Raw genomic sequence first — 24,882 nt, forward strand, 5'->3', positions numbered from 1 at the left:
ATTGTATCGAGTTTGCAATTGGGATTTTGTATATAGTCCCCGTTCATATTCAGAGACAACTTGTCGTTTGAATGCCTCACTGTATTCTTGGACAGGGGACGATGTTTTTTTTAGATTCATAAGGATGACTAATTTTATGGTTTTTTAGTCAACCTTTTTCAGGACGAGACATACATAAAAAAAACCTCAGTAAAAAACTGAGGTTTTAATTTTTATAAAACGCTTAAATTATGCGTTTGGTTCTACAGATACGAAAGATCTGTTGTTTGCTTTCTTTCTGAAAACTACTTTACCATCTACTAATGCAAACAAAGTGTGGTCTTTACCGATTCCCACGTTATCACCTGGGTGGTGCTGAGTACCTCTTTGTCTAACAATAATATTTCCGGCAATAGCTTCTTGTCCTCCGAAAATCTTCACACCTAATCTTTTAGAGTGAGACTCTCTACCGTTCTTGGAACTACCGACTCCTTTCTTGTGTGCCATTTTATTACTGGATTATTTATTAAGTGCTTTAAATTGATCGATGTTCTTAATGATAGCAGCATCTACTTCTTCATGAGTAAGAACATTCTTTTCTAATTCAACTTTAACTGCTTTACCTAAAGTAATTAAAGTTTCTCTGTTCTCTTTAGACTGAGACAAGTTGTTTTTCTTTAAGTGATAGTTCAACTCGTGATCTTCACCAAAGTTAACAGTTGCGTTGTCAGAAAGAACTTCACCTTTCACAGTTTCTTTTTTAGCAGCAGCTTTTTTAGCACCACCTTCAAAACCTGTAATACCAGTGATTACGATTTGAGTTAAAGATTGTCTGTGACCGTTTTTCACTTTGTAACCTTTTCTTCTTTTCTTTTTGAAAACGATTACTTTATCAGCTTTAACGTGGTCAAGGATCTCTGCTTCTACAGTGATTCCGTTTACAGCTGGGGCGCCTACAGTGATTGCACCGTTTACAGTAAGAAGAACTTTATCGAAAGAAACTTTTCCTCCTTTATCTCCTTTTAAACGGTTTACAAACAACTTCTGGTCTTGCTCAACTTTGTATTGAAGCCCTGCTATTTCTACAATTGCAAACATTGTTTATAAATTTTTAGTTATTTCGAGGTGCAAATATACATATAAATTTCTAAATAGCTTACAATCAAAGCAATGTTTTTTCAAATAAAATCTTATTCACTTTATTTTGATTAATTTTTTTTATTAATGTACTCACAATTAAGAGATAATTTCATAAATTCGTTTTACCAAATTGATATTATATATGAAAAGAAACTTTAATCTCTGCTTACTAGCAGGTGCCATTGCTGTAACTTCATTGACAGCATGTAGTGATGACCAAATGGACAACAATGTTCAACCTCAACAAGAAGCACTGAGTGCAAAAGTTGATCAGCCGGGAACTACTGAAAAAGGATGCTCCTATGTAGACAACAACTGGAGCACCAATTCAGTCTTACTGACCGGGCTTCAAAACTCCACAGACACCAATTTTATGAATGCACAAATGACTAAGATTGCAAGCATGTGGGGAAGAAGTAACCCTGTTCTGCGATTTGTAAATGACCCTACCAATTTTAATTCTACCTACAATGCCATTTCTTATGGTAATGGACGAATTTATTATGGTTATGCTATCTATTACGATGCAAAATCAAAAGGCGGTGATATTGTAAACGCAATGATTCTTGCTCATGAATACGGACATCAGCTGCAGTATATCTTCAATCTTCCTTCGGTATCGGAGTCAACATACAGACCGAACGAGCTTGAGGCAGACGGTTTTGCAGGATATTATCTGAGAAGACCTAACGGGTACAATAAAACCAGCTTCCCGGAAATTGCGGCAGCCTATGAGTTTGCTCAAAGTATCGGTGACTATCAGACAACAAATGTAAACCACCATGGAACACCGGCACAGAGAAGATCGGCAGTTCGTTTAGGATTCCTTCTGGGCCAGTACGATCTTAATGCCTCCAATTTCGATTACAACTTCTTCTATTATTATCAGGGAGTTTTAAATGGCACTTATAAGATGGCTAAAAACACAGTAAATCCTGAAATTGATGCCTACATGAGTCAATATATAGATGAGCTGAGAAAAATTCAGACAGGAGAAATTTCTGCGGAAGAATTTAAACATCTTCAATAAACGAGAACATTCATTTTTAGCATATTTAAGAAAGGAGGCGGGCAGTATGTTCCGCCCCTTTTTTGTTTAAAAAATCTTTTATGTCTTAAACAATCAATTTGTTTGTATTTTTGAAAAAATTACAAAGAACTTCCAACCCACCTATAATGAACAGAGATCTCTATATTGATTTCGCCAAAGGACTGGCAACACTTTCCATCATATTTATCCATACCGCTTTCTGGTCTGGACAATTTTATATTCCCGCTGAAGTAAGAGTTTTCTCGCTTGTTTTTGACGTAGCTCTTTTTTATGCTTTGAGCGGAATCACTTCGGGAGCGAATATTGAAAAAACATTATATCGTCTTCTGAAACTCCAGATCACCTATATGATTTTTGTGACTTTCCTGTTCTTTTTAGATTACTTCTTTAAAGTGTTTGGCCTGAGTTTCTTTTCCATGGAATGGCTGCAGAACTTTTATTCAACATTTGGTTCAAAATACTCCGCAACCAGTGTTTCAGCATATCCTCAATGGGAAAATCTCGGAAACTGGTATCTTCATCAGTACACCAATGCCGACACGTTTCCGGTAGTAATGGGAAGCTTCTGGTATTTAAAAGTCTATTATGTACTTACCGTTTTCGGTGTCCTTATTTTAAGGTTCTTCCCGAAACATATCAATTGGTTCATCGGACTTTGTATTGCTTTAAGCTTGCTATTCAATATCTTCCCGGAATATTACCCAACAGGACAAGTGGGATATGTTGCTTTCTACCTTGCTGTTTTTTTAACAGGACACAAAATGCGTGGAAAAAAGATCTCCACCAAAGCAATTCCTGTACTATATGCACTTACAGGAATGGCTCTTATATGGATGTTCTGGTACTATGGAGGAGATATTTTCTACAAAATCAATAAAAATAAATTCCCGCCGAAAATCCCTTATATCATCTGGGCATTATTCTCTCTGGTAACCTTATTTGTTCTTTACAACCGGCTGAAGATCACAAAAGAAAACTTTATTACCTATATCGGGAAGAATGCTATTTTCTTCTATTTTGCACAGGGAATAAGCTCTTCGCTCGTTTATTTCCTGGTAGTTCCACTAAAAGAAAATATGCCATGGTGGCTTTTAATGCTCATTATTTATGGGATTAATATTATTTTAGCCTTCATTATTTCAGCAGGATTGAAAAAAGTAGATGAAACAGGCTGGAGACTTTTAGAATACTTCAGGAAAAACACAGCCAATAATAAATCATAATAATTATATCTTTTAAAGGTCAAAATTTTTAATGAAAGTTTTGGAGAGATCAATTTTTAGTCCAAGAGTAAAAACACTTTTTTCTCTTTCTCCCAATGATGTTTTACCCATAGAAATTCTTTGTTCTGAATAAATCTGGACAAAATTAAAGGGGTGATAAGAAACACCAACAATACAATCATTCCTTTTAAAACCCGGATCCAGATGATACTGCCCGGAAATTATTTCTGTATTTTTTATATCCGGGACATATAAATTATATCCCGCAAGAATAGAAAACTTATCAAGTTTATATTTTCCAAAAAACTCCAGTCCTTTAGCATTGAATACCATAATTGATTGAGCTACCTCCATTCCAGGGTTCTGATAAAAACTCTGTGAAAAATCTCCGTTTTTATGCAGAACAAAAAGAACACTCCAATCCAAAATTTTCCCGGTGTACTTTGCTCCTAAAGAAAAATAAGTGGGTTGGCCGGTAATACCTATTGCCCCGCCATTCTGTATTAGACGGTCACTCAGAAAAGCCCTGTTATAAGCTGCTCCGGCAAAAAAACCATCTGTAATTTTATATTGAACAGAGCCACCAAATCCATCAATAAAATGATCATTATTTCCCCCTCTGGCCTGGATCTGCCCTCCGATATACAGATTTCCAAAGCGGTTGCGGTAAATAAGGGCCTGATCCGCACGTCCTGTTCCGGTTTCTCCACCATCAGTACCTCCGACAAATGTAGCAGATGCTCTTGCCCCAAAAACATTAAACCGGTCAGTGTAAGAAGTGATGTCCCGATAAACACCCCATTGCTTCCCAATGGTAAGGATTCCATATTTCCCCAGATCAATTCCCAAATAACCAAGCCTATTACCGAAAACCTGTCTAGATTGTGAGGATTCTATCGAAACAAATCCACTGGAAAGGCTTCCATCCACATTAAATGAGGTACTTCCACGAAACATATTTAACTGCACTTCTCCGCCTGCAATAAAACCCAATGTTCCTTTTTTGATATTCAGCTCCATTCCGATTCTTGATGCATTTTCCTGAAGTTCCATTTTATGGTCATACACTGCCATATGACCGCGAAGACTCGCATAGGGTCTTAGAGATATCTCAACTGAATCTTTTACATTTTGACCATAGACAGGTAGTCCTTTCACCGTAAAAAGTAATGAAAATAGCATGGGCAAATAGTATTGTCTAATCATTGTGATTGAGTCATTAGTTTTTTTATTACCGTAAAATAACAGGATATCATTAATTCATATTTGCAATGCTACAAAAAAGACAGTTCTGATTGTACAAAATTCAATAGAAAATAAAATCTGTCACATCAGAAGCATTAAATATGTCCAATTTGTTTAAATTTACAAAAAATTTACAACATGTTTAAGTTGAAACTACCTACCGACCCAAGGTGGGCAAATATTGCAGAAGGAAACATTGGAGAAATTTTAACGGATCATGCCTGGTGTGAGCAAAAAGCAGCAACCAATGCAATAGGCCTGATCACGATGCTTCCGGAATATCCTGAGATTGTAACAGAACTTCTTGCCATTGCACAAGAAGAACTGGATCATTTCAATCAGGTACATGAAATCATCAAAAAAAGAGGCTTTACTTTTGGAAGAGCAAGAAAAGATGATTACGTGAATGAGCTGGCAAAATTTATCATTCAGGGAAGCAGAGAAGACCTCATCGTAGACAAAATGCTGTTTGCCGCAATGATTGAAGCCAGAAGCTGCGAGAGATTCAAAGTTCTTACCGAAAATATCAAAGACGAAGAGCTTAAAGTTTTTTACAAAGAACTGATGATTTCCGAAGCCAATCATTACACTACTTTTATCGGCTTTGCAAGACAACTGGGAAATCCTGAAAAAGTAAACAAACGTTGGGAAGAATGGCTGGAATATGAGGCCAGCATTATTAAATCCTACGGAAATAAAGAAACGATTCACGGTTAAAATAAAATAGTAAAGAATACACCTTGAAGAAGCCAAGCTTTGAAAATATTGCCAATCTGTTCCTGAAGAATTTTTTTCAGGGGTTGGTTATCATTGGGCCTATCGGGCTTACTATTTTTGTGATCTGGTATATTGTAAGTGCGATTGACAACCTTGTGCCTTCTCTTGCCAAGCAGATTCCGGGGCTTGTATTTGTATCTATCATCCTGTTTACGGCTATTCTGGGGTATTTAGGAAATAAATTCGTAGTCGGAAGATTCTTTTTCGACACGATGGACAGCTTACTGGAGAAAACTCCGGGAGTAAAACACATCTATACTCCTACGAAAGACGTCATGTCTTCATTTGTAGGCGACAAGAAAAAATTCAACGATCCCGTATGGGTAAAAACCAATGAAAATCCGGAAATCTGGAGAATTGGCTTTTTAACTCAAAAAGAAATGTCGGACGTTGATAAGCATAATTACGTTGCGGTATATCTTCCCCACTCGTATGCCATCTCGGGCTGGGTAATTGTTACTGAAGAAAAAAACATCAAACCTGTAGTAGGAATGACAGCAGCTTCTGCCATGAAATTTGCTGTGAGCGGCGGTGTAGCCGGATTCCATTCTGATGAAAATATATTTAAGGCTCCGGAATAATCCCTTTTCCGACTTATCTATACATTGATGAATTTTGAAAAATTATTTTCAAGCACATTTTCTTTACAAACAATTTAAAACATAATTTAACTCATGAATTTACCGTACGCGGAACCTTTCCGCATTAAAATGGTGGAAGAAATCTATCAATCCACCAGAGAAGAAAGAGAGCAATGGCTTAAAGAAGCTAATTATAACCTTTTCAACCTAAGATCTTCACATGTTTATATTGACCTGCTTACCGATTCAGGAACGGGGGCTATGTCTGATAAACAATGGGCTGCTTTAATGACCGGAGATGAAAGCTATGCCGGATCACGTTCTTTTGAACAATTACAAAAAACTGTTGAAAGAATAACAGGATTCAAATATTTATTACCTACCCACCAGGGAAGAGCTGCAGAAAACGTTCTCTTCTCAGTATTGGTAAAAGAAGGCGATGTGGTTCCGGGAAACTCACATTTTGATACAACAAAAGGACATATCGAATTCAGAAAGGCACACGCTATCGATTGTACGATAGACGAAGCTTTTGATATTAATGATCTTCATCCTTTCAAAGGAAATATCAACCTTGAAAAACTGGAAGAAGTTTATAAAAGCCATCCTAAAGAAAACATTCCTTTCTGTTTAATTACCATTACATGTAACTCTTCAGGAGGACAGCCTGTTTCTCTGGAAAATATGAAAGCCGTGAAAGCCCTTTCAGACCAGTACGGAATCCCGGTATTCTTTGATTCAGCGAGATTTGCGGAAAATGCTTACTTCATCAAAAAAAGAGAAGCAGGACAGGAAAACAGAAGCATTAAGGATATCTGCAAGGAAATTTTTTCCTACGGAGACGGAATGACAATGAGTTCTAAAAAAGACGGTTTAGTAAACATCGGAGGATTCATTGCTTTGAATAACGAAGAAGTTTTCAGAAAAGCGTCCAACTTCACCATCATTTACGAAGGTTTCATTACTTACGGAGGAATGGCCGGAAGAGATATGGCTGCATTGGCCGTAGGTCTTGATGAAGCTACAGAGTTTGCTTATCTTGAAAGCAGAATCTCTCAGGTTGAATATCTGGGTAATAAATTAATTGAATATGGAATTCCTGTTCAAAAACCTATCGGAGGACATGCTGTATTCATCGATTCTTTAAACTTTCTTCCGAATGTATCCCGTGAAGAATATCCGGCTCAGACCTTAGGACTGGAAATTTATAAGGAAGCAGGGATCAGAACTGTAGAAATCGGAACATTACTGGCAGACAGAGATCCAGCGACCAGAGAAAACCGCTATCCGAAATTAGAGCTGGTAAGACTGGCTATTCCAAGAAGAACCTACACCAACAACCACATGGATTATATTGCGGCTGCTATCAGAAACGTATATGAAAGACGTGATGAAATAGCAAAAGGATACAAGATTACATGGGAACCGGAAATCTTAAGACATTTTACTGTTCAGCTTGAAAAAGCTTAATCATAAAACCGGAATTTCTTCCGGTTTTTTTATGCACCAGAAGTGAGAGTTTTTAAGCAAAAAACAATCTCAGTCTTCACATTACCAATTAAATAAATTAAAGCTATTTAAATATTGAAAATAAATCTTTTTTATAAATAAATATAAACCAAACATATATTTTTATTATCCGGCATATCTTATTCTTTTTGTCTTATTTTTCAGGAAATAAAAATTAAATAATGGCATTTTTGAAATAGTGAATGTTTTTAATTTAATTTTGTATTGATCTAAAGGATATTTAAAATATACTTAAAAAACCAACCTGAAAAATACTTTATTCCGAAAAATGAAGAAAATTGCTGTCGTGGGCGCCGGTATTTCCGGCTTAAGCATGGCGAATTACTTAGAAAAATACAATATTGATTATCATATTTACGAAAGGAGAAAAAAGAAAGATCTGGCAGGTCACGGTTTTCTCATTCCGAAAGAAGGAATGGATTATCTTTATCAGATCATTGATCCTGATGTTCTTCTCCAACATGGAAATTTCCTGAAAAAATACATCCAATATTCCCACACCGGAAAAATTCTTGCAGAAAAAGAACTGAACAATGTTTTTGCCATTTCAAGACATTCATTAATCAGCTTACTGACACAAAACCTCACTCCCGGCAAAATAACTTATGAAGAAACTATTATTCCTGATGCCCAGCAGAACGGAAAACTGAAACTTTCTGACGGAACTGATATTGACGCTGATATTGCAGTGATCTCTGATGGCTCCAGAAGCCGGATCAGAAGAAGTCTTTTTCGAGATGAAACCATGAGAATAGTAAGAGAAAGTGAAGTCGTCAATATCATTCAGAATAAAGAAATTGCAGATGTTATTGATAATGACTTTATGAAGTTTCACCATGAGGAAGGCGGGCTGACTTTCGGTATTCTTAAGCTTTCTGATGATACCATTCTTTGGTATTCACAGTTTGACAATCAAAAATATATGATCAATGAATGTTCCGCAGAAAACTTAAAGAAATATATGCTTGGCGTTTTCGAAAACTGGCATCCTTTAGTCCCGGAAATTATACAGAAATCACATTATAAAAATGTACATTTATGGAATGTATATGAACTGGAAGAGTTAAACCCTTTTTACAAAAATAATTTCGTATTCATCGGGGATGCAGCGCACCCACTTATTCCATTTACCAGCCAGGGAGTTACTTCAGCTCTGAAAGATGCTTTTGTATTAACGAAATACTTAGTTGAAGAAGGAAATGCACAGAAAGTCTTCCATAAATATGAGGCAAGCAGAAAGCCCGAAATAGAGATTCACATTCATAATGGAAGAACATTGCTTAAGCAGTTTTTACTCCCGCTCCATCAACAGACTGAAAATATTTTACCCATATCTTATAAATAAATATGTTTACCAATAACGACATCAACTTTGAAGCCCTGAAAAGAAAAGCCTACAACGGAAGATGGGCAGCCCTGGAAGACGGAATCATTCCTCTTACGGCAGCCGACCCCGATTTCAGAACCGCTCCTGAAATAGAACAGGGAATTATTGAATACCTGAAAGACGGCTACCTAAGCTATGGGCCGTTTTCCGGACTTCCTGAGTTTAAGAAAAGCGTTGCAGATCATTTTAACACAGAAAAACACGGAAGTTTCTCACCAGAAAATGTATTGGCAGTCAATAGCGCTGCCCAGGGAATGTTTCTTATCGCATCCTACGTTCTTAATCCCGGAGATGAAGCCATTATCCTGGATCCCGTTGATTTTCTTTTCAAAAAATCGGTAGAAACTGCAGGTGGAAAAGTAATGCTTTGCCCTGTGGATACAACAACAGGAGAAATTGATTTTGAAAAACTGGTTTCCTTAATTAATCCCAGGACTAAACTTATCAGCCTATGCAATCCTCACAATCCGCTTGGAAAAGTTTATTCTAAAGAGGTTTTAATACAAGTGGCAGAAATTGCATCTGCTCATGATCTTTGGGTGATGAGTGATGAAATCTGGAGTGATATTATTTATGATGATAAAGACTTCCATACCTATTCTTCTGTTTCGGAGAAGGCCAGGAAAAAAAGCTTTACGGTCTATGGATTTTCAAAATCATTCGGAATAGCAGGATTAAGAATAGGTGCTGTCTTATGTAATGACCAGGATATTCTTGAAGACTTCACAGAGAAATCCAATTTCAATTCCACAATAGAAGGTGTTTCTACTTTATCGCAAATCGCGGGAAGTGTAGCATTGGAGAAAGCAAAGCCCTGGTACAAAGAGTTTCTGGCTCATTTACAGAACAACAGAGATCTTGCGTTCAGACTATTAAGCCGTTCAGAAATTGTAACCCCTAATCTGCCTGAAGCTACGTTTGTATTGTTTCCAAAGATTGAAAACGGAATGACAAGTGATGAGTTCGCCCAGCATGTTCTGCAGCAGGGAAAAGTAGCCATTGTTCCGGGATCAGAAAGATGGTTCGGCAAAGGAGCCGAAGGACATATAAGAATTTGCTTTTCAACATCCACGGAAATTTTGGAAGAAGGAATTAACAGAATCATTACCAGCTTTTAACGTTAAAATTTTTAATTAAATTTGTGTAATTAATTATTATTTTTCCGAATTTATCACAAATCAATGTTAAATTAAGATATTCATACTAAATATTTAATTTCAGTATGGATTTAAAAATAAATATTAATAATTTTGATCGGATCATCACTCAAAATTATTATTATGAAGATAAAATACATCAGTATCATTTTACTTGGAGTGTCTACCTTCTCTTATGCCCAGCAGATAAAAGACACGTTGAAAGAATCCAAGATCGACGAAGTAGCCATTACAGGAAGCCGTAACAAAAAGAGAACGGTGGTTAATACTCCTGTTCCTATTGACATCATCGACATTAAGCAGGTAAGCCAGTCTACAGGGCAGATAGAAGTCAATCAGCTTTTACAATTTTCTGCGCCCTCTTTCAACTCCAACAAGCAATCAGGATCCGATGGTGCTGATGCTGTAGATCCGGCGACTTTAAGAGGTCTTGGTCCCGATCAGACCTTACTTTTATTGAATGGAAAAAGATATCACCAGTCTTCACTGATCAACCTTTTTGGAACCAAAGGAAGAGGAAACACCGGATATGACATGAACACCATTCCGATCGGTGCTATAAAAAGAGTGGAAGTTCTTCGTGACGGAGCTTCCGCCCAATACGGTTCTGATGCTATTGCAGGAGTTATCAACGTTATTTTGAATGACAGAGACAAAGGTTTTGAAGGAAATGCTTTTTATGGCATGAACCTTTTTAAAAGCCCCGGAAACAATGATGTTGTTTCTGATCACAAAGTAGACGGAACGACCTTTGATTTCAGTGGAAATTTAGGGACCAAAATAGGCTCAAAAGGCGGTTTTGGAAACTTTACAGTAGAGTTTGTTAATAAAGATTACGCCATACGAAACGCAAATCCGGATATTTACACAGCTCCAAGACAGCGTTTCGGAGATGCCAAGGCTCAAAATATTTACTTTTTCGGAAATATTGAACTTCCTTTATCTGATGGGCTGAAATTCTATTCCCGCCAGGGTTTTTCACATAGAAATACTAAGGCTTATGCATGGACCAGAACGCCTGATGCAGATGGCAATATCCCCGAAGTGTACCCTGCAGGGTTCAACCCGATTGAAAACACCAGCATTACAGATTTCACTTTTGACAACGGCTTAAAATTCAAAGTGGCCGACTGGGATGTAGATTTTTATAATGCTTTTGGCAACAACAGATTCACTTATCAGATCGATAATACAATTAATGCCACTTTAGGAGTCAAATCTCCAACAAGCTTTAATGCAGGAGGACATTCTCTGCTGCAAAATACAACAGGATTTAATGCCGTGAAACAATTTAAGGTACTGGAAGGACTGAATATTGCTTTCGGATCAGAATTCAGATATGAAAAATTTGATATCATTAAAGGAGAAGAAGCCTCCTATACCATGTATGATAAAAACGGAAATCCTGTTACACCAGACACCCCTGAGAGTTTACTGGTTACCAACCCTTTAAATGACAATAGCGTAAGGCCAGGCGGTTCGCAGGGATTCCCGGGGTATTCTACAGATATCGGTAAAAGCAGAAATAACTTTGCTGCCTACATAGACACTGAACTGGATGTGACTAAAAACTGGATGATAAGCGTTGCCGGAAGGTTTGAAAATTATAATGATTTCGGAAGTACACTGAATGGTAAGTTTGCTACACGATATGCATTTACTCCTCAGTTTGCTTTCCGCGGATCTGTTTCTACGGGTTTCAGGGCTCCTTCTTTGGCTCAAAAATACTACAGCCAGCAGTTTACCAACTTCCAGGAAGGTGAATTGGTGACTATTCAGCTGGCGTCTAATGACAGCAAACTGGCAAGCAGTCTCGGAATCCCTCAATTGAAACAGGAAACATCGGTGAACGGGAGTGCAGGATTCACTTTTAACACAGGAAAATTCACGGCAACAGTGGATGGATATTATATTGAGGTAAAAAACAGAATTGTTCTTACCGGATATTTTACACAGGCAGACCTGCCGGCAGAGGTTCAGGCAGAAAATCCGTTTATTGATCAGGTACAGTTCTTTTCCAATGCAATTGATACGCGCACGAAAGGAGTTGACCTTATCTTGAGCTATAATGAAAATATAGGCTCCGGGAAACTGACTGCTACATTAGCGGGGAACTATAATGATATGGAAATCAACAAAGTAAATACTTCGGAAAAGCTGGCAGGAAAAGAAGACATTTACCTGAGCGAAAGAGAAAAGGCTTTTATTCTTGCTTCTGCTCCGAAAACAAAAGTGAATTTAAACCTGAATTATAAGATCAGTAAATTCAATGCGAATCTGCAGCTGGTAAGATTTGATAAGGTCACGCTGATTGGTTATGACGGTACAGAACAGGTTTATAATCCAAAAGTAACAACAGACCTTTCTTTTGGTTATGAATTTAGTAAGAATCTCAATGTAACCCTGGGCAGTAAAAATCTGTTCAACAGATATCCTACCCTGCAAACCACCCAGGTAAGTGATGGTAACACAGAAGGTGGAGGTATTTTTGATCCTGTTCAGATGGGATTTTCCGGAAGACAGGTTTTTGCCAGACTTAATTTTAAGTTTTAAGAGAATAAAAAGAAACTGTATCAAAATGTCATTCTGAACACAGACTGAAGGTCTGCGAACGTAGTTCAACAATGTAGTGAAGAATCTTATATTATTGGTTTATAAATGAGATTCTTCCTTCGTCAGAATGACAAAGGTGAAATTATTAATCTTTGATACAGTTCTTTCCTATTTTTTTGAAATTTTATAAAGTTTACCGCTATCTGTTACGGCATACAGATTTCCATCCATTCCATTTAATACATCCCGGAAACGCTCTTTCTGATCTGCAAGAAGACGTTCTTCTCCTACTACTTTATTGTCTTTCATGACAATTCTGTCAATATGCTCACCGCTTAAACATCCGATAAACAGATTGCCTTTCCATTCGTCTATATTTCCTGTATAAAAAGTTATTCCACTTGGTGAGATCACAGGATCCCAATAATAGACCGGCTGTTCTGTTCCTTCTTTTTGAGTGATACCCTGTCCTACTTTATTTCCGGAATATTCAATTCCATAGGTTACATCTCCCCAACCGTAATTTTTTCCGGGTTGGATCAGATTGATTTCATCACCACCTCTTGGCCCCATTTCAACATCCCATAGATTGCCATTGGGATCGATGGCCATTCCCTGCGGGTTCCGGACTCCATAAGCGTAGATTTCCGGTTTAAATCCTGATTTTCCGATAAAAGGATTTCCCGGAGCCGGTTGCCCATCCTTTGTAATTTTTAAAATTTTCCCAAGATAATTATCTGTTTTCTGGGCATATACACGGGTAACTTTATCTGATCTTTCTCCTGTGCTGACAAATAAGTTTCCATCCTTATCAAAAGCAAGACGGCTTCCATAATGTTTATCTCCATCATAAGAAGGTTCTGCACGGAAAATAACTTTTACCTCTGAAATACTTTTAAGATCTGCCGAAAGCTTTCCTTTGGCAACAGATGTTAAGTTTCCTTTTCCAAATGGCTCCGAGAAGCTGAAGAAAATAATACTATTGGTTTTAAAATCAGGATCAAGAGTAACATCCAGCATTCCTCCCTGCCCTTTTGAATCTACTTTTGGAAAGCCTTCTATTTTGGAGACCTGCTTCCCATCTGGTGAAACAATATTCATGTACCCTTTCTTATCGGTGACGAGGAATTTCCCATCAGGTAAATTGATAATGCCCCAGGGTCTTCCCAAATCTTTATTTAATATTTCAACGTTATAGGCTGTTGTCGTCTTTACGGCCTTAATTCTCGTCTGTCCTTTAAATGCCGGCCTGTAATCAGAATTAGGGTTTTCTGTTTCTACACTTCCGTCATTTCCTGTCTTTTGAGCATTCGCATGATTCTCTTTGCATGATGACAAAAAAAGAAAAAGGCTTACTACAGGAAAGTAAAATGAATTGATTTTCATGTTATTATGATTAGGTGTAATACAACGAATGGAAAAATAATGCCAATAACCACTTCGGGAGAAAATGAAATTCTGAACCGGGAACTTTTAAAAACAGTCACTGAAATCAATAATGAAACAGTATGGATACCTGCAATGAAAGATGGAAAAGCCGTTGCTTCAGTATTGAAAGTTCCGGCAACCATGACTTTTACACGGCCCTAACAATAAAGCGCTATTTTCAGCGCTTTTAATTTTTCTTAGTCAGACAACTTCAAAAAATCAAAAATCAAGGTAGATAAGTTAAAATTTTATTATCAAAATATTCACCTTCAAAACATTATACAGCCTAATAATTTCTTTCGTATTTTTGTTGTATACATTCTTTTCTATGGATTTTAAGCTTCACTCAGAATATAAACCTACCGGAGATCAGCCCCAAGCTATTGAAAAACTTACTGAAGGAATAGAGATTGGTGAGAAATATCAAACGCTTTTAGGGGTAACAGGTTCCGGAAAAACCTTTACTGTTGCGAATGTTATACAAAAAGTACAACGTCCAACTCTGGTACTGGCACACAACAAAACGCTTGCTGCACAGCTCTTCATGGAGTTTAAAGAGTTTTTTCCCGAAAACGCAGTGGAATACTTTGTCAGCTACTATGATTATTACCAGCCTGAGGCTTATATTGCCACAACAGGAACTTATATTGAAAAAGACCTGAGCATCAATGAAGAGGTAGAAAAACTACGTCTTTCTGCAACTGCCAGCCTTCTTTCGGGAAGAAGAGACGTTTTGATTGTAGCTTCTGTTTCATGTATCTATGGTATCGGGAACCCTACGGAATTTCATAAATCTTTGATTTCTATCGCCATTGGTGAGAAAGTTACAAGAACTGCTCTTCTCCATTCATTAGTTAACGCACTATACGCGAGAACGCTAAATGAATTCCAGAGAGGAACATTTCGTGTAAAAGGAGATGTCATTGATGTTTTCCCTGCCTACACGGATAATGCAATCAGAATTCAGTTTTTTGGAGATGAAATTGAAAAGATTCAAAGTTTCGATCCGGTAACAGGAAATGTAGAAGATAATTTTGATCAGATACAGATTTATCCTGCCAATCTTTTTGTAACATCGAAGGAGACCTTAAATGGCGCCATTAAGGAGATTCAGGATGACATGGTAAAACAGGTTGATTTCTTTAGTTCTGTCGGGAAGCCTTTAGAAGCAAAACGCCTTCAGGAAAGAACAGAACTTGATCTTGAAATGATCAAAGAACTTGGCTATTGCTCAGGAATTGAGAACTATTCAAGGTATCTGGATGGCCGTCTTCCGGGAACAAGACCTTTCTGCCTGATTGACTATTTCCCTAAAGATTTTTTAATGGTTATTGACGAGAGTCACGTAACCGTTCCACAGGTTCATGCCATGTACGGAGGAGACCGAAGCAGAAAAGAAGCATTGGTGGAATACGGTTTCAGACTTCCTGCTGCAATGGACAACAGACCTTTAAAGTTTGAAGAATTTGAAGCTATTCAGAATCAGGTTATTTATGTTTCTGCAACACCTGCAGATTATGAACTTGAAAAAACGGGAGGTGCTTATATAGAACAGATTATCCGTCCTACAGGGCTTTTAGATCCGATTATCGAAGTAAGACCTTCACTGAACCAGATTGATGATCTGATGGAAGAAATCCAGAAAAGAGCCGATGCGGATGAAAGGGTACTGGTGACTACTTTAACCAAGAAAATGGCGGAAGAACTTACCAAGTACTTCACCAAATTCGGAATCAGAACGAGATATATTCACTCAGATGTAGAGACTCTGGAGCGTATTCAGATTATGCAGGATCTTCGTTTAGGGCTTTTTGATGTATTGATTGGGGTTAACTTATTAAGAGAAGGTCTGGATTTACCTGAAGTTTCTCTGGTTGCCATTCTGGATGCTGATAAAGAAGGAATGCTGAGAAGCAGAAGATCAATGATCCAGACCGTAGGGCGTGCCGCAAGAAACGTGAACGGAAAGGCAATCATGTATGCTGACAAAATTACAAAATCTATGCAGGCTACTCTGGATGAAACCGAATACCGACGAGCCAAGCAAATGCAGTACAATGAAGAGCACGGTCTGAAGCCAAAAGCATTAAATAAAAAGATATCTGAAAATCTTGTAGGAAGAAGCAAAGACTTCCCTGATGAAAAATATACTCAAAAGGAAATTCTTCAGAAAGTTGCCGAAACAAAAGCAACCTACGCCACTGAGGATATTGAGAAAATGATTGCCCAAAAACAAAAAGAAATGGAAGCGGCAGCAAAAAATCTCGACTTTATTAAAGCTGCCAAGCTGAGAGATGAAATTTCAGCATTGAAAGCGTAAAAGGATTAATGATAAAATAATTTCGGCGGCATCTTCGATGCCGCCGAAATTATATACTAAAATGGGTATTTTTTAATTTTTTTATAATCCATTCCTTACTGCTGCCCGGATAGGAGTCAAAAGATCCATCAATCCGTTTAACTTGATTTCGTAAACCGTTGAAAGCTGCATTCCCAATTTTCCTTTTGGCATTCCGTTTTTATTAAACCATTCCAGATAGCTGATGGGAAGGTCCACCAGAACCGTTCCTTCATATTTACCGAAAGGCATTTTCATGACACAGATTTCTTTTAATATTTCGGGATTAAGTCCTTCCACTTTTATATAATTAAATTAATTGTTCTTTAATATCATCCTGAGCGGGCAGTTCAAGATCCGGAGGAGTATCTTCATCCGAAAATTCGTTTCTATATACCTGCACCAGAAGAAGTGTCAATGAGATCAGAATAGGTCCGAAAATCAGTCCCATAAACCCAAACAGATTCATTCCCATAATGATTCCGAATACGGTATTCAATGGGTGAATATTTTCCAGTTTCTTTAAAAGGGTAAAACGTAGAAGATTATCAGTAAGTCCTACCACCACAAGGCAGTAGATTGCTAAACCAATTCCTTGTCCGGTATTACCTTCCGCAATCATAAAAATGCACACGGGAACGTAGATAATAGCCGTTCCTACTACAGGAATTACAGAAGCGGCAGCCGTTAATGCAAAAAGCAATGCTGCTCCCGGTGCTCCAAAAATCAGATAACCGATGAGAGCAACAATCCCCTGCCCTACTGCTACAACCGGAATTCCGATAGCATTTGCCATGATTAATTTTCTCATTTTATCGCCAATCAGAGAGATATTTGCTCTCTTCAGCGGAGCGGAAGAAGTCAGAATCTTTTCAAAGAGCCTCGGTTTTTCCAACATAAAATAAAGAATAAAATACATGGACATCACAACTGTAAGCGTATTGAATGTCCCACTGACTGCAGAAGTAGAAAATTTTCCTACATTATCTTTCAGTTTTGCCATATTTTCTTTGCTCAGAATATCAAACCCTGTTTTTGAGAAAATATAAGCATGTATTTTATCCAGGAAAACATTGAACTTGGCCATATAAGCCTGTGCATTTCCCAGTTTATCAATAATCAGATCGGCAATAAAATAGATCGGAAGAATAAGAACAATAAGACTTGCAAACATCAATGCAAAAGCAGCCAGTGACGGTTTCCATTTCTTTTCTTCCTGCAGATAAAAATTATACTTTCTGCAGACCACATAAATGGTAATCGCTCCCAGAACCGAGGGAATAAACAATGCCAGATTAAAGCAGATCAATCCGGTCAATACCAGAATGATGGCCAGTAACGACATCTGCTTTATCGCAACACTGCTTATTTGTTTGTCCTTATTCATCATGTATTTTATATTTTATTTGCTGTACATAATCTGTCTTGGTTTTCCTAAGAAAGCGCAATACGTAGAGTACATTACAATCATAATAAACGGAGCAGTCAGGATAATCCCTATTCCACAAAGAATAATTCCTGCAATAGAAATCAAAAATCCTAAAAATCCGGTTAATAAGAAAGTTCCATAATTTTCTTTAGCAATATTGAACGACTTTGATAAAGCCTCTGTAGCTGAAGCATTTTCAAATAACAGAATCGGATATCCTATTAAAAGGAAAGGATATACAAAAATGATAGGCAGAACACATAATGCCAGCGCAATGGAAGAAATTATCCACGCAAGAAGACTATAAATCAGGATGTTTACAAAATTCTGGCGGTATCCGATAAAAAGATCAGAAAATTCAATCGGACTTTTGGTATTGTATTTATTGACCATATAGATCAATCCTACATACAAGGGAGATAATAAAAGGCCGAAAAGGCTGGATGCTCCCATATATAAAGGAAGTCCCGGAGCACTCCAGTAATTAAAATCTCCTCCTGATTTCATTTCTTCCACCATAGAAGCAGAGTCAAACCCTGTAAGCATTTGAATAACAGAGCCTCCGATCAGGTAGATGATCATAGCTACAATTCCGTAACCGAAAACGCCTTTGTACATTTCAAAAGCATGAGAAATAATTGATCCCGTTTCTCTGTTGGGTACAGAGCCCTGTTGATCAAATTCGTTAAATTCAGACATAGTTTAAATATTTAATGATTTTACCAAATTTACTTTTTTTTAGTAAAAAATCCCATTAAACACGAATGAATTTTAACTTTTCTCCGAAAAAACGGTTTTATACAATGAGTAAATCATTGCATTCCAAAAAGGAAAAGTAAATAATCCTCCAATAAAAAATAGGGCAAAGCCCAAATACTTAAATAGAAAGGCAACGATTACACATACCGTTATTTCCAGAAAATACATTCTGAGCGCTTTAAAATTCAGGGAAATGGATTCAAAGATTCTTTTATTGGTAAAAAACATCAACGGAGCAACAAATACAGTTGCTATCACCCAAACGATTCCAAGAATAATAGTCTGGGCAGCATTGATATAAATGAAAAACCAGAAAATATAATATCCTATGTACTTAAAAAAGTTAAGGCCATTATATCCCACCAATAAATCTCTCAGTTCCAGCTTTTCTTTAAGATCAATTTTTCTGTAAATCTGATAAAACCCGATATTGAGAGGATAAAGAAAAATCATAGTTCCCACAATCATCAGAGAAAAATTCTGAAATTCCGGAGTAGAAACCATTTTGGTATATTGTGCAGCATAGGCCTGCATACCATCCTTAAGATACTTGCTAGTTTCCATGTACTGGCTCAAAATATTATATTTGAGATCTGCGGCGAAAAATACTGTGAGGAAAATTCCAAAGTAAAAAATGGAAAACATCAACTGAAAAACGAGTGTTTTATTCCAATAAAAAAAAGCCTGCTTCAATATAAAATCTATTCCCGGTTTCTGAGGATATTTGTTCTGCATCATAAAAAATTTATGCAAAAGTAAACATCAATAAGTACTTTTGCAGAATGTTTTCAGTGAATCATCAAAAATTTATGGAAATGGACGAGCTTTCTCTTCAGAAGGTTCCCTATTTTTTCATCATCGACTTTCTCTCGGAGAATGTTGAAATCTATCAGGAAAATGAAATTGAAAAACAGGGTTTAATTGTTGATTTTCAAGAATTTTCAACCTCAAAAGAAACTCATGCGCTGAATAAAAAAGTAGTTTGGAAATCCTTTCCTGAAACATTGGAGAGCTTTCAGGCCGGCTTTGATAAAGTTCAGAAAAATATTCGTTTAGGAAACTCTTACTTAGTAAACTACACTAGAAAAACACGTATTGAGACTAATTTAACCTTGGAAGAAATTTTTTATCATTCAAATGCGAAATACAAAGTTTTTTATAAAGATTTTTTTGTATTTTTTTCTCCGGAAACTTTTATAAAGATCATTGACGGAAAAATTTTCACCTATCCCATGAAAGGAACCATTGATGCATCTATTGAAAATGCAGCAGAAATTCTTAAGAATGATAAAAAGGAGAAGGCAGAGCATTACACGGTTGTAGATCTCCTTCGGAACGATCTAAGCATGGTAGCTGACGATGTAAAGGTAGATCAGTTCCAACAGATTGATTTTATCAAAACCCGGCAGAAGGATCTGTATGCAATGAGTTCCGAAATTTCAGGGATGATAAAACCTGAATATGAGGGAAAAGTAGGAAGTATTATGAAGAAACTGCTTCCGGCAGGCTCTATTTTAGGAGCTCCCAAACCTAAAACACTGGAAATTATTCTGGATGCGGAAGGGTACGACAGAGGATATTACACGGGAATCTGTGGTTGGTTTGACGGCCAAAATGTAGACAGCTGTGTAATGATACGCTTTATTGAAAAAGAAGAAGATCAATTGTATTTCAAAAGCGGAGGCGGTATAACGCACATGAGCAAATTAGAAGACGAATATCAGGAAATGAAAAATAAAATCTATGTCCCAATTCATTGAAAGCATTAAAGTAGAAGATCAGGAGGTTTTTCTATTGGATCTACATCAGAAACGTGTCAACCAAACATTTTCCCATTTCGGGAAAGAAGACTCTATTGATCTGGCCAAGATCTATAAAAATCTGCAGCATGATGAAGATGGTCTTTTCAAGCTGAGAATTGCTTATGACCTTGATAAAAAGATCAGAACACAGATGATTCCTTATGCGATTCCCGAAATACAGGACTTTCAGCTGGTGGAAAACAACAGCTTTGATTATTCATTCAAGTTTGAAGACCGCAAAGAGCTTGATAAAATGAAGATGAAAGCAAAAGCAGAAGAAATTATCATCGTTAAAAATAATCATATCACTGATACCTCTTTCTCCAACATTTTATTTTTAAAAGGAAAAGACTGGTTTACCCCTTCTACTTACCTGTTGAACGGTGTGCAGAGACAACATCTTTTAAAGCATAAAAAGATCAAAGAAACGGAGATCACTTTACAGAATATAAAGCAATTCACCCATTTCCAGATCATTAATGCGTTGAACGATTTTGATGATATGTTTATCTATCCTATCGATAGAATTATCAATCTGCCGGGGAATGAAGAATATCTTGACCTTTAAATTTATTTCATAAATTCAAAATACGATTTCAGTACATCTGCGCTGTTCTTCCCGTGAGTATTTACTTCCAGGATTTTTGGCTGCGCATCAGGTTTGAAGAAATTCTCAAGAACTCTGTCCAGGGTAAGCTCATCCTCTACCCGGATGTAGGAGAAGCCAAAATGTTTCGCCAGAGATTCTGCATTTTTACGGTGTTTTGTAGCAATAAATTCGTCCAGAGTATTCGGATTGGCATTTCCAGGCCCCGGAATAATTTTAAAGATATTTCCTTCACCGTTATTGAAGATCATAATTCTTACAAATGGCGGAATATATTGGTTCCAAAGACCATTGATATCATAGAAAAAACTCAGGTCTCCTGTAATCAATAAGGTTGGATTTTCATTTTTAATGGCAAATCCCATTGCCGTAGAGGTAGATCCGTCAATACCGCTTGTTCCTCTGTTACAGTACATTTTTCTCTTCCCAAAATCAAACAGCTGCGCATACCTGATCCCCGAGGAGTTACTGAAATGAATATTATAATTCTCAGGAATTGTTTGTGACGCTTTATTGAAGAAATAAAAATCTGAGAAATCAATTGTATTTAAAAACTGTTCGTGTTTAGCATCTTTTTTATCCCTTAAGACGTCCCAAAGGTTATAATAAGGTCTTGGTTCCAGATTGATAAATTTCAGCAGTTTTGAGAAGAAAACCTCAGGTTTTACCTCGATCTTTTCTGTGAGTGAGAAATAAGTATCAGGCTGCCACACTTCATCCAGATGCCAGTGTTGTTTAGGACGGGCACTTCTGAGGAATTGTTTTACTTTTTTGGAAACCACATTCTGCCCAACTGTAATCAACAGGTCAGGAGCATATTTTTTGTAATCCTCTTCTGTAAAATTGAAAATATAACGGTCTATATGTTTGAAGAATTTTTCATGATGCAGGTTTGAATTGGCTTCACTCAGTACCACAACAGAATGGTTTTTCACCAACTGAGTCAGCTGGTTTTCCAGTTCCGGACTGTAGTCTCTTGTTCCCACCAACAGCATAATTCTTTGTGAAGTATGCCATTCTGCAATCAGATTGGACGGAATTTCATACTCTTTATGCTTAATTGTCTTTTCTACCGTAGGAAAAGTAGGAAGCTCTGAAACCAGCTCATACAAAGGTTCTTCCAGAGGAATATTAATATGTACCGGACCTTGCTTCTCAAAGCAAAGTTCAATAGCTTTTTTAATGATATCGAAATTAATATCTTCTGCATTCTCCTTACTGTCTTCCAAAAGCTGGAAATCACCATAGGAATGCTGATGAAAAACATCCTTCTGCCTGATTGTTTGCCCATCGAATATATCAACAAAATCTGTCGGCCTGTCTGCAGTAAGTACCAAAAGGGGCACATTCTGATAAAATGCTTCCGTAACCGCAGGATAATAATTAACTACAGCAGATCCGCTGGTACACGTAACAGCTACTGGTTTTTTCTCACTTTTCGCCATTCCCATTGCAACAAAAGCAGCACTTCTTTCGTCTACAATGCTGTAACAGTTGAAACTATCTACCTCTGAAAAATGGATGGCCAAAGGAGCATTTCTCGACCCCGGAGAAATTACGATATCTGCAATTCCGTACTGTTGAAGAAGATGTGCAAGTATTTGGATACTTCTCTTAGAAGAATATTTTTTCATACAGCAAATTTAACTTATAAATAATGATTTTAAAATCATTTAATTTAAAAAAAATGTAATTTTGCTGTTCGTAAATTTCTAAAAATGGATAAAATACCTAGTGTAGACCTGCGTGATTTCCTTTCGGGCAACCCGGAACGCAAACAGAAATTTGTAAATGAAATCGGAAAAGCTTATGAAGAAATTGGTTTTGTAGCCTTAAAAGGCCACTTTCTTGATGACAACCTAGTGGATGATTTGTATGGAGAGGTAAAAAACTTTTTTGAACAGCCAGTGGAAACGAAACAAAAGTATGAGATTCCAGGAATTGGTGGCCAGAGAGGTTATGTAGGATTCGGTAAAGAAACTGCAAAAGGTTTCAAAAAAGGAGACTTAAAAGAATTTTGGCACTTTGGACAGTATCTGACTGATGATTCAAAATACAGAACTGAGTATCCGGACAATGTAATCGTTGAAGAACTTCCAAGATTCAACGAAGTTGGTAAAGAAGCATTCCAGATGCTTGAGAAAACAGGACAGTATGTGTTAAGAGCTTTAGCATTACACCTTGGTTTAGATGAATTTTATTTTGATGACAAGATCGCCGAAGGAAATTCTATTTTAAGACCAATTCACTATCCGCCAATCACTGAAGAACCAGATGATGCGGTAAGAGCAGCTGCTCACGGAGACATCAACCTTATCACTCTTTTAATGGGAGCACAAGGAAAAGGTCTTCAGGTTCAAAATCACAATGGAGAATGGATTGATGCCATTGCCGAACCAGATGAACTGATGATCAATGTTGGTGACATGCTTTCAAGACATACCAACAACAAATTGAAATCTACCATCCACAGAGTGGTAAACCCACCAAGAGAAATGTGGAGTACTTCAAGATATTCAATTCCTTTCTTTATGCATCCAATTAGTGCCATGTCTTTAAATGCACTTGAGAACTGTGTAGATGAAAACAATCCTAAATTATACGAAGATACTACCGCCGGAGAATTCCTGCATGAAAGATTGATCGAACTGGGATTGATTAAAAAATAAAAAGAAACGGCTGTCTCTATTTGAGGCAGCCGTTTTTATTTACATATTCATTTTACATCTTTTTATCCTGTTATACAATAAAATTCGGGGCACGGATTGGGTTGTGTAAAAGTTCCCCATGGACAGATACAGGTATAAGTATCGTCGCCACCTCCAGGATTTTCTCGACCTCCAGGATTTTCGTAAGGAACACATTTTCCCCCTGAGCAGATTTGTCCTGCAGAACAGCCACCTTCTCCCGGTCCACCGCCTTCTAAGCAATAGGCTGGGAAATTAATCCCCGCAACAATACATTTTCTGTCTTATATTGAAAGTTTTTTAAAATTTTTCATAGTTATTGGTTTTTGGTATTCCTACTCTATAAGCTTTTCGGATAACGCTAGCTTAAAATTACTATTTATTATATTAATAATTAAGCAATTAAAATTAGAAAAATCTTAAAGCGTAAAAGAATAGAAAGCTATATTAAATTTCACTTTTAAATATACCACACATTGCATAATTAAAAATATTTTAATTATTTTTACTTTAACAACAAATTTTTAATTAAAACTATATGAAAAACCTAAAAAAACTACAAAAGAACCAATTAAAGAACATTTCAGGTGGAGCTAATCTTCCGGAAACAGATTTCTGTATGTATTACTGCAACGGAACCATTGTTTGTGCAACCTGCAGCGATGACTTCAAATGCCCGGACACGAACAGTGATATCTAAGATAAAAAATCAAAATGTCATCAATAAGAACCGTTTCTGCAGAGAAGCGGTTTTTTATTTCTTTTGGATTAAAATAAAGCGGATTTCAGCCACTCAGATCTATTTATAATGATAAGCCCAGATTTTGTTTGCGATAAGCAATTTATGAGCTTAAAAAGAGGAGAATGATTTCTATTCTACAAATAGCAGACTAAACAGATAAAACTTTTCTTGTAAATAGCGTCTTTCTATTTCATTTGTGCTGCTTCTTTCCACTGTGTCATTTCGTAGGAATCCAGACTCTTTTTATAGAGTTTAAAGCTTAAAAAGTTAGAGAGTTCCAACGGCGTCCTTCTCTTTCATGTGTACCACTTCTTTCCACTATATCATTCCGCAGGAATCCATACTCTTTTTATAAAGTCTTTATGATTTCTTTAACTCAGACGGTTTGATACTGTAAAATTGTTTGATGATACTTTGTTGAGACTCCTACGGAGTGACAATTGGAGTGTATGCTGTCCAGCATAAGT

At 36.9% G+C, this 24,882-nt stretch carries 23 protein-coding genes; 14 read left to right on the forward strand and 9 right to left on the reverse strand.

Going from position 1 to position 24,882, the window contains the following annotated elements; translation table 11 throughout:
* Positions 1–228: 228 nt before the first annotated feature.
* Together rpmA and rplU are read right to left on the reverse strand one after the other, a co-directional pair.
* Entirely contained in the window at positions 229–486 is a 258-nt protein-coding gene (gene rpmA, locus DEU40_RS21455; RefSeq protein ID WP_002984034.1) for a 50S ribosomal protein L27, read from the reverse strand.
* Positions 487–498: 12 nt separating this feature from the next.
* Complete coding sequence (gene rplU / locus DEU40_RS21460; RefSeq protein WP_110011737.1) at positions 499–1,077, reverse strand: 50S ribosomal protein L21; 579 nt, start codon at positions 1,075–1,077, stop codon at positions 499–501.
* A gap of 184 nt (positions 1,078–1,261) precedes the next feature.
* Between rplU and DEU40_RS21465 the strand changes: the two genes are divergently transcribed.
* Together DEU40_RS21465 and DEU40_RS21470 are read left to right on the forward strand one after the other, a co-directional pair.
* Entirely contained in the window at positions 1,262–2,149 is an 888-nt protein-coding gene (locus tag DEU40_RS21465) for a metalloprotease (protein WP_110011738.1), read from the forward strand.
* 146 nt (positions 2,150–2,295) lie between these two features.
* A complete protein-coding gene (locus DEU40_RS21470) occupies positions 2,296–3,393 on the forward strand; it encodes an acyltransferase family protein (RefSeq protein WP_110011739.1) in 1,098 nt (365 codons plus the stop codon).
* A 12-nt stretch (positions 3,394–3,405) separates the two neighbouring features.
* On the opposite strand, the gene DEU40_RS21475 is transcribed toward DEU40_RS21470, so the two are convergent.
* Positions 3,406–4,575 (reverse strand): porin, encoded by a 1,170-nt coding sequence (locus DEU40_RS21475; protein WP_202840940.1) that lies wholly within the window; start codon positions 4,573–4,575, stop codon positions 3,406–3,408.
* 201 nt (positions 4,576–4,776) lie between these two features.
* On the opposite strand from DEU40_RS21475, the gene DEU40_RS21480 reads away from it, so the two are divergent.
* The 6 genes from DEU40_RS21480 to DEU40_RS21505 all read left to right on the forward strand — a co-directional run bounded on the left by DEU40_RS21480 (position 4,777) and on the right by DEU40_RS21505 (position 12,623).
* Positions 4,777–5,355, forward strand: a complete 579-nt coding sequence (locus DEU40_RS21480; RefSeq protein WP_110011741.1) for a tRNA-(ms[2]io[6]A)-hydroxylase — start codon at positions 4,777–4,779, stop codon at positions 5,353–5,355.
* Between the two features lie 23 nt (positions 5,356–5,378).
* On the forward strand, positions 5,379–5,996 hold the full coding sequence (locus DEU40_RS21485) for a DUF502 domain-containing protein (protein ID WP_047377240.1): 618 nt from the start codon (positions 5,379–5,381) through the stop codon (positions 5,994–5,996).
* Positions 5,997–6,089: 93 nt separating this feature from the next.
* The gene (locus DEU40_RS21490; protein WP_110011742.1) at positions 6,090–7,466 is read left to right on the forward strand and encodes a tryptophanase; all 1,377 of its coding nucleotides are present in this window, start codon (positions 6,090–6,092) and stop codon (positions 7,464–7,466) included.
* Positions 7,467–7,794: 328 nt separating this feature from the next.
* Positions 7,795–8,871 carry an FAD-dependent monooxygenase gene (locus DEU40_RS21495; protein WP_110011743.1) on the forward strand — a complete coding sequence of 359 codons (1,077 nt, stop codon included), beginning with the start codon at positions 7,795–7,797 and terminating at the stop codon, positions 8,869–8,871.
* A gap of 2 nt (positions 8,872–8,873) precedes the next feature.
* Positions 8,874–10,031: a pyridoxal phosphate-dependent aminotransferase gene (locus DEU40_RS21500; RefSeq protein WP_110011744.1), complete on the forward strand. Its 1,158-nt coding sequence runs from the start codon at positions 8,874–8,876 to the stop codon at positions 10,029–10,031.
* Between the two features lie 162 nt (positions 10,032–10,193).
* Positions 10,194–12,623: a TonB-dependent receptor plug domain-containing protein gene (locus DEU40_RS21505; protein WP_110011745.1), complete on the forward strand. Its 2,430-nt coding sequence runs from the start codon at positions 10,194–10,196 to the stop codon at positions 12,621–12,623.
* Between the two features lie 168 nt (positions 12,624–12,791).
* Here the strand turns inward: DEU40_RS21505 and DEU40_RS21510 are convergent, their stop codons facing one another.
* Entirely contained in the window at positions 12,792–14,009 is a 1,218-nt protein-coding gene (locus DEU40_RS21510; RefSeq protein WP_110011746.1) for a PQQ-dependent sugar dehydrogenase, read from the reverse strand.
* Positions 14,010–14,048: 39 nt separating this feature from the next.
* Between DEU40_RS21510 and DEU40_RS22565 the strand changes: the two genes are divergently transcribed.
* Both DEU40_RS22565 and uvrB read left to right on the forward strand, forming a co-directional pair.
* Positions 14,049–14,213: a hypothetical protein gene (locus DEU40_RS22565; protein WP_171006346.1), complete on the forward strand. Its 165-nt coding sequence runs from the start codon at positions 14,049–14,051 to the stop codon at positions 14,211–14,213.
* A 166-nt stretch (positions 14,214–14,379) separates the two neighbouring features.
* On the forward strand, positions 14,380–16,371 hold the full coding sequence (uvrB, locus tag DEU40_RS21515; RefSeq protein ID WP_110011747.1) for an excinuclease ABC subunit UvrB: 1,992 nt from the start codon (positions 14,380–14,382) through the stop codon (positions 16,369–16,371).
* Positions 16,372–16,452: 81 nt separating this feature from the next.
* Here uvrB and DEU40_RS21520 read toward each other — a convergent pair whose 3' ends face one another.
* The 4 genes from DEU40_RS21520 to DEU40_RS21535 form a co-directional block, all read right to left on the reverse strand.
* A complete protein-coding gene (locus DEU40_RS21520) occupies positions 16,453–16,689 on the reverse strand; it encodes a DUF3820 family protein (RefSeq protein WP_110011748.1) in 237 nt (78 codons plus the stop codon).
* A gap of 10 nt (positions 16,690–16,699) precedes the next feature.
* Complete coding sequence (locus tag DEU40_RS21525) at positions 16,700–17,779, reverse strand: AI-2E family transporter (protein ID WP_110011749.1); 1,080 nt, start codon at positions 17,777–17,779, stop codon at positions 16,700–16,702.
* 12 nt (positions 17,780–17,791) lie between these two features.
* A complete protein-coding gene (locus DEU40_RS21530) occupies positions 17,792–18,517 on the reverse strand; it encodes a beta-carotene 15,15'-monooxygenase (protein ID WP_110011750.1) in 726 nt (241 codons plus the stop codon).
* A 72-nt stretch (positions 18,518–18,589) separates the two neighbouring features.
* Positions 18,590–19,141: a hypothetical protein gene (locus DEU40_RS21535; protein WP_228406598.1), complete on the reverse strand. Its 552-nt coding sequence runs from the start codon at positions 19,139–19,141 to the stop codon at positions 18,590–18,592.
* 218 nt (positions 19,142–19,359) lie between these two features.
* On the opposite strand from DEU40_RS21535, the gene DEU40_RS21540 reads away from it, so the two are divergent.
* Positions 19,360–20,337 carry an aminodeoxychorismate synthase component I gene (locus tag DEU40_RS21540; protein ID WP_110011752.1) on the forward strand — a complete coding sequence of 326 codons (978 nt, stop codon included), beginning with the start codon at positions 19,360–19,362 and terminating at the stop codon, positions 20,335–20,337.
* Positions 20,321–20,947 (forward strand): aminotransferase class IV, encoded by a 627-nt coding sequence (locus DEU40_RS21545; RefSeq protein WP_110011753.1) that lies wholly within the window; start codon positions 20,321–20,323, stop codon positions 20,945–20,947. The genes DEU40_RS21540 and DEU40_RS21545 overlap by 17 nt, the downstream gene beginning before the upstream one ends.
* A gap of 2 nt (positions 20,948–20,949) precedes the next feature.
* On the opposite strand, the gene menD is transcribed toward DEU40_RS21545, so the two are convergent.
* Complete coding sequence (gene menD, locus DEU40_RS21550; RefSeq protein ID WP_110011754.1) at positions 20,950–22,620, reverse strand: 2-succinyl-5-enolpyruvyl-6-hydroxy-3-cyclohexene-1-carboxylic-acid synthase; 1,671 nt, start codon at positions 22,618–22,620, stop codon at positions 20,950–20,952.
* Positions 22,621–22,704: 84 nt separating this feature from the next.
* On the opposite strand from menD, the gene DEU40_RS21555 reads away from it, so the two are divergent.
* Positions 22,705–23,655, forward strand: a complete 951-nt coding sequence (locus tag DEU40_RS21555; protein WP_110011755.1) for an isopenicillin N synthase family dioxygenase — start codon at positions 22,705–22,707, stop codon at positions 23,653–23,655.
* Between the two features lie 556 nt (positions 23,656–24,211).
* Entirely contained in the window at positions 24,212–24,373 is a 162-nt protein-coding gene (locus DEU40_RS22230; protein WP_146207893.1) for a bacteriocin-like protein, read from the forward strand.
* The last annotated feature ends 509 nt before the right edge of the window (positions 24,374–24,882 follow it).

Origin of the sequence: Chryseobacterium sp. AG844 (genome assembly GCF_003182335.1) — a bacterium.
Lineage (GTDB): Bacteria > Bacteroidota > Bacteroidia > Flavobacteriales > Weeksellaceae > Chryseobacterium > Chryseobacterium cupriresistens.

What these genes read in the sequence shown, in the direction of transcription:
- rpmA (WP_002984034.1), bottom strand. Translation starts at nt 486, where the DNA reads ATGGCACACAAGAAAGGAGTCGGTAGTTCCAAGAACGGTAGAGAGTCT.
- rplU (WP_110011737.1), bottom strand. Translation starts at nt 1,077, where the DNA reads ATGTTTGCAATTGTAGAAATAGCAGGGCTTCAATACAAAGTTGAGCAA.
- DEU40_RS21465 (WP_110011738.1), top strand. Translation starts at nt 1,262, where the DNA reads ATGAAAAGAAACTTTAATCTCTGCTTACTAGCAGGTGCCATTGCTGTA.
- DEU40_RS21470 (WP_110011739.1), top strand. Translation starts at nt 2,296, where the DNA reads ATGAACAGAGATCTCTATATTGATTTCGCCAAAGGACTGGCAACACTT.
- DEU40_RS21475 (WP_202840940.1), bottom strand. Translation starts at nt 4,575, where the DNA reads ATGCTATTTTCATTACTTTTTACGGTGAAAGGACTACCTGTCTATGGT.
- DEU40_RS21480 (WP_110011741.1), top strand. Translation starts at nt 4,777, where the DNA reads ATGTTTAAGTTGAAACTACCTACCGACCCAAGGTGGGCAAATATTGCA.
- DEU40_RS21490 (WP_110011742.1), top strand. Translation starts at nt 6,090, where the DNA reads ATGAATTTACCGTACGCGGAACCTTTCCGCATTAAAATGGTGGAAGAA.
- DEU40_RS21495 (WP_110011743.1), top strand. Translation starts at nt 7,795, where the DNA reads ATGAAGAAAATTGCTGTCGTGGGCGCCGGTATTTCCGGCTTAAGCATG.
- DEU40_RS21500 (WP_110011744.1), top strand. Translation starts at nt 8,874, where the DNA reads ATGTTTACCAATAACGACATCAACTTTGAAGCCCTGAAAAGAAAAGCC.
- DEU40_RS21505 (WP_110011745.1), top strand. Translation starts at nt 10,194, where the DNA reads ATGAAGATAAAATACATCAGTATCATTTTACTTGGAGTGTCTACCTTC.
- DEU40_RS21510 (WP_110011746.1), bottom strand. Translation starts at nt 14,009, where the DNA reads ATGAAAATCAATTCATTTTACTTTCCTGTAGTAAGCCTTTTTCTTTTT.
- DEU40_RS22565 (WP_171006346.1), top strand. Translation starts at nt 14,049, where the DNA reads ATGCCAATAACCACTTCGGGAGAAAATGAAATTCTGAACCGGGAACTT.
- uvrB (WP_110011747.1), top strand. Translation starts at nt 14,380, where the DNA reads ATGGATTTTAAGCTTCACTCAGAATATAAACCTACCGGAGATCAGCCC.
- DEU40_RS21525 (WP_110011749.1), bottom strand. Translation starts at nt 17,779, where the DNA reads ATGATGAATAAGGACAAACAAATAAGCAGTGTTGCGATAAAGCAGATG.
- DEU40_RS21530 (WP_110011750.1), bottom strand. Translation starts at nt 18,517, where the DNA reads ATGTCTGAATTTAACGAATTTGATCAACAGGGCTCTGTACCCAACAGA.
- DEU40_RS21535 (WP_228406598.1), bottom strand. Translation starts at nt 19,141, where the DNA reads ATGGAAACTAGCAAGTATCTTAAGGATGGTATGCAGGCCTATGCTGCA.
- DEU40_RS21540 (WP_110011752.1), top strand. Translation starts at nt 19,360, where the DNA reads ATGTTTTCAGTGAATCATCAAAAATTTATGGAAATGGACGAGCTTTCT.
- DEU40_RS21545 (WP_110011753.1), top strand. Translation starts at nt 20,321, where the DNA reads ATGTCCCAATTCATTGAAAGCATTAAAGTAGAAGATCAGGAGGTTTTT.
- menD (WP_110011754.1), bottom strand. Translation starts at nt 22,620, where the DNA reads ATGAAAAAATATTCTTCTAAGAGAAGTATCCAAATACTTGCACATCTT.
- DEU40_RS21555 (WP_110011755.1), top strand. Translation starts at nt 22,705, where the DNA reads ATGGATAAAATACCTAGTGTAGACCTGCGTGATTTCCTTTCGGGCAAC.
- DEU40_RS22230 (WP_146207893.1), top strand. Translation starts at nt 24,212, where the DNA reads ATGAAAAACCTAAAAAAACTACAAAAGAACCAATTAAAGAACATTTCA.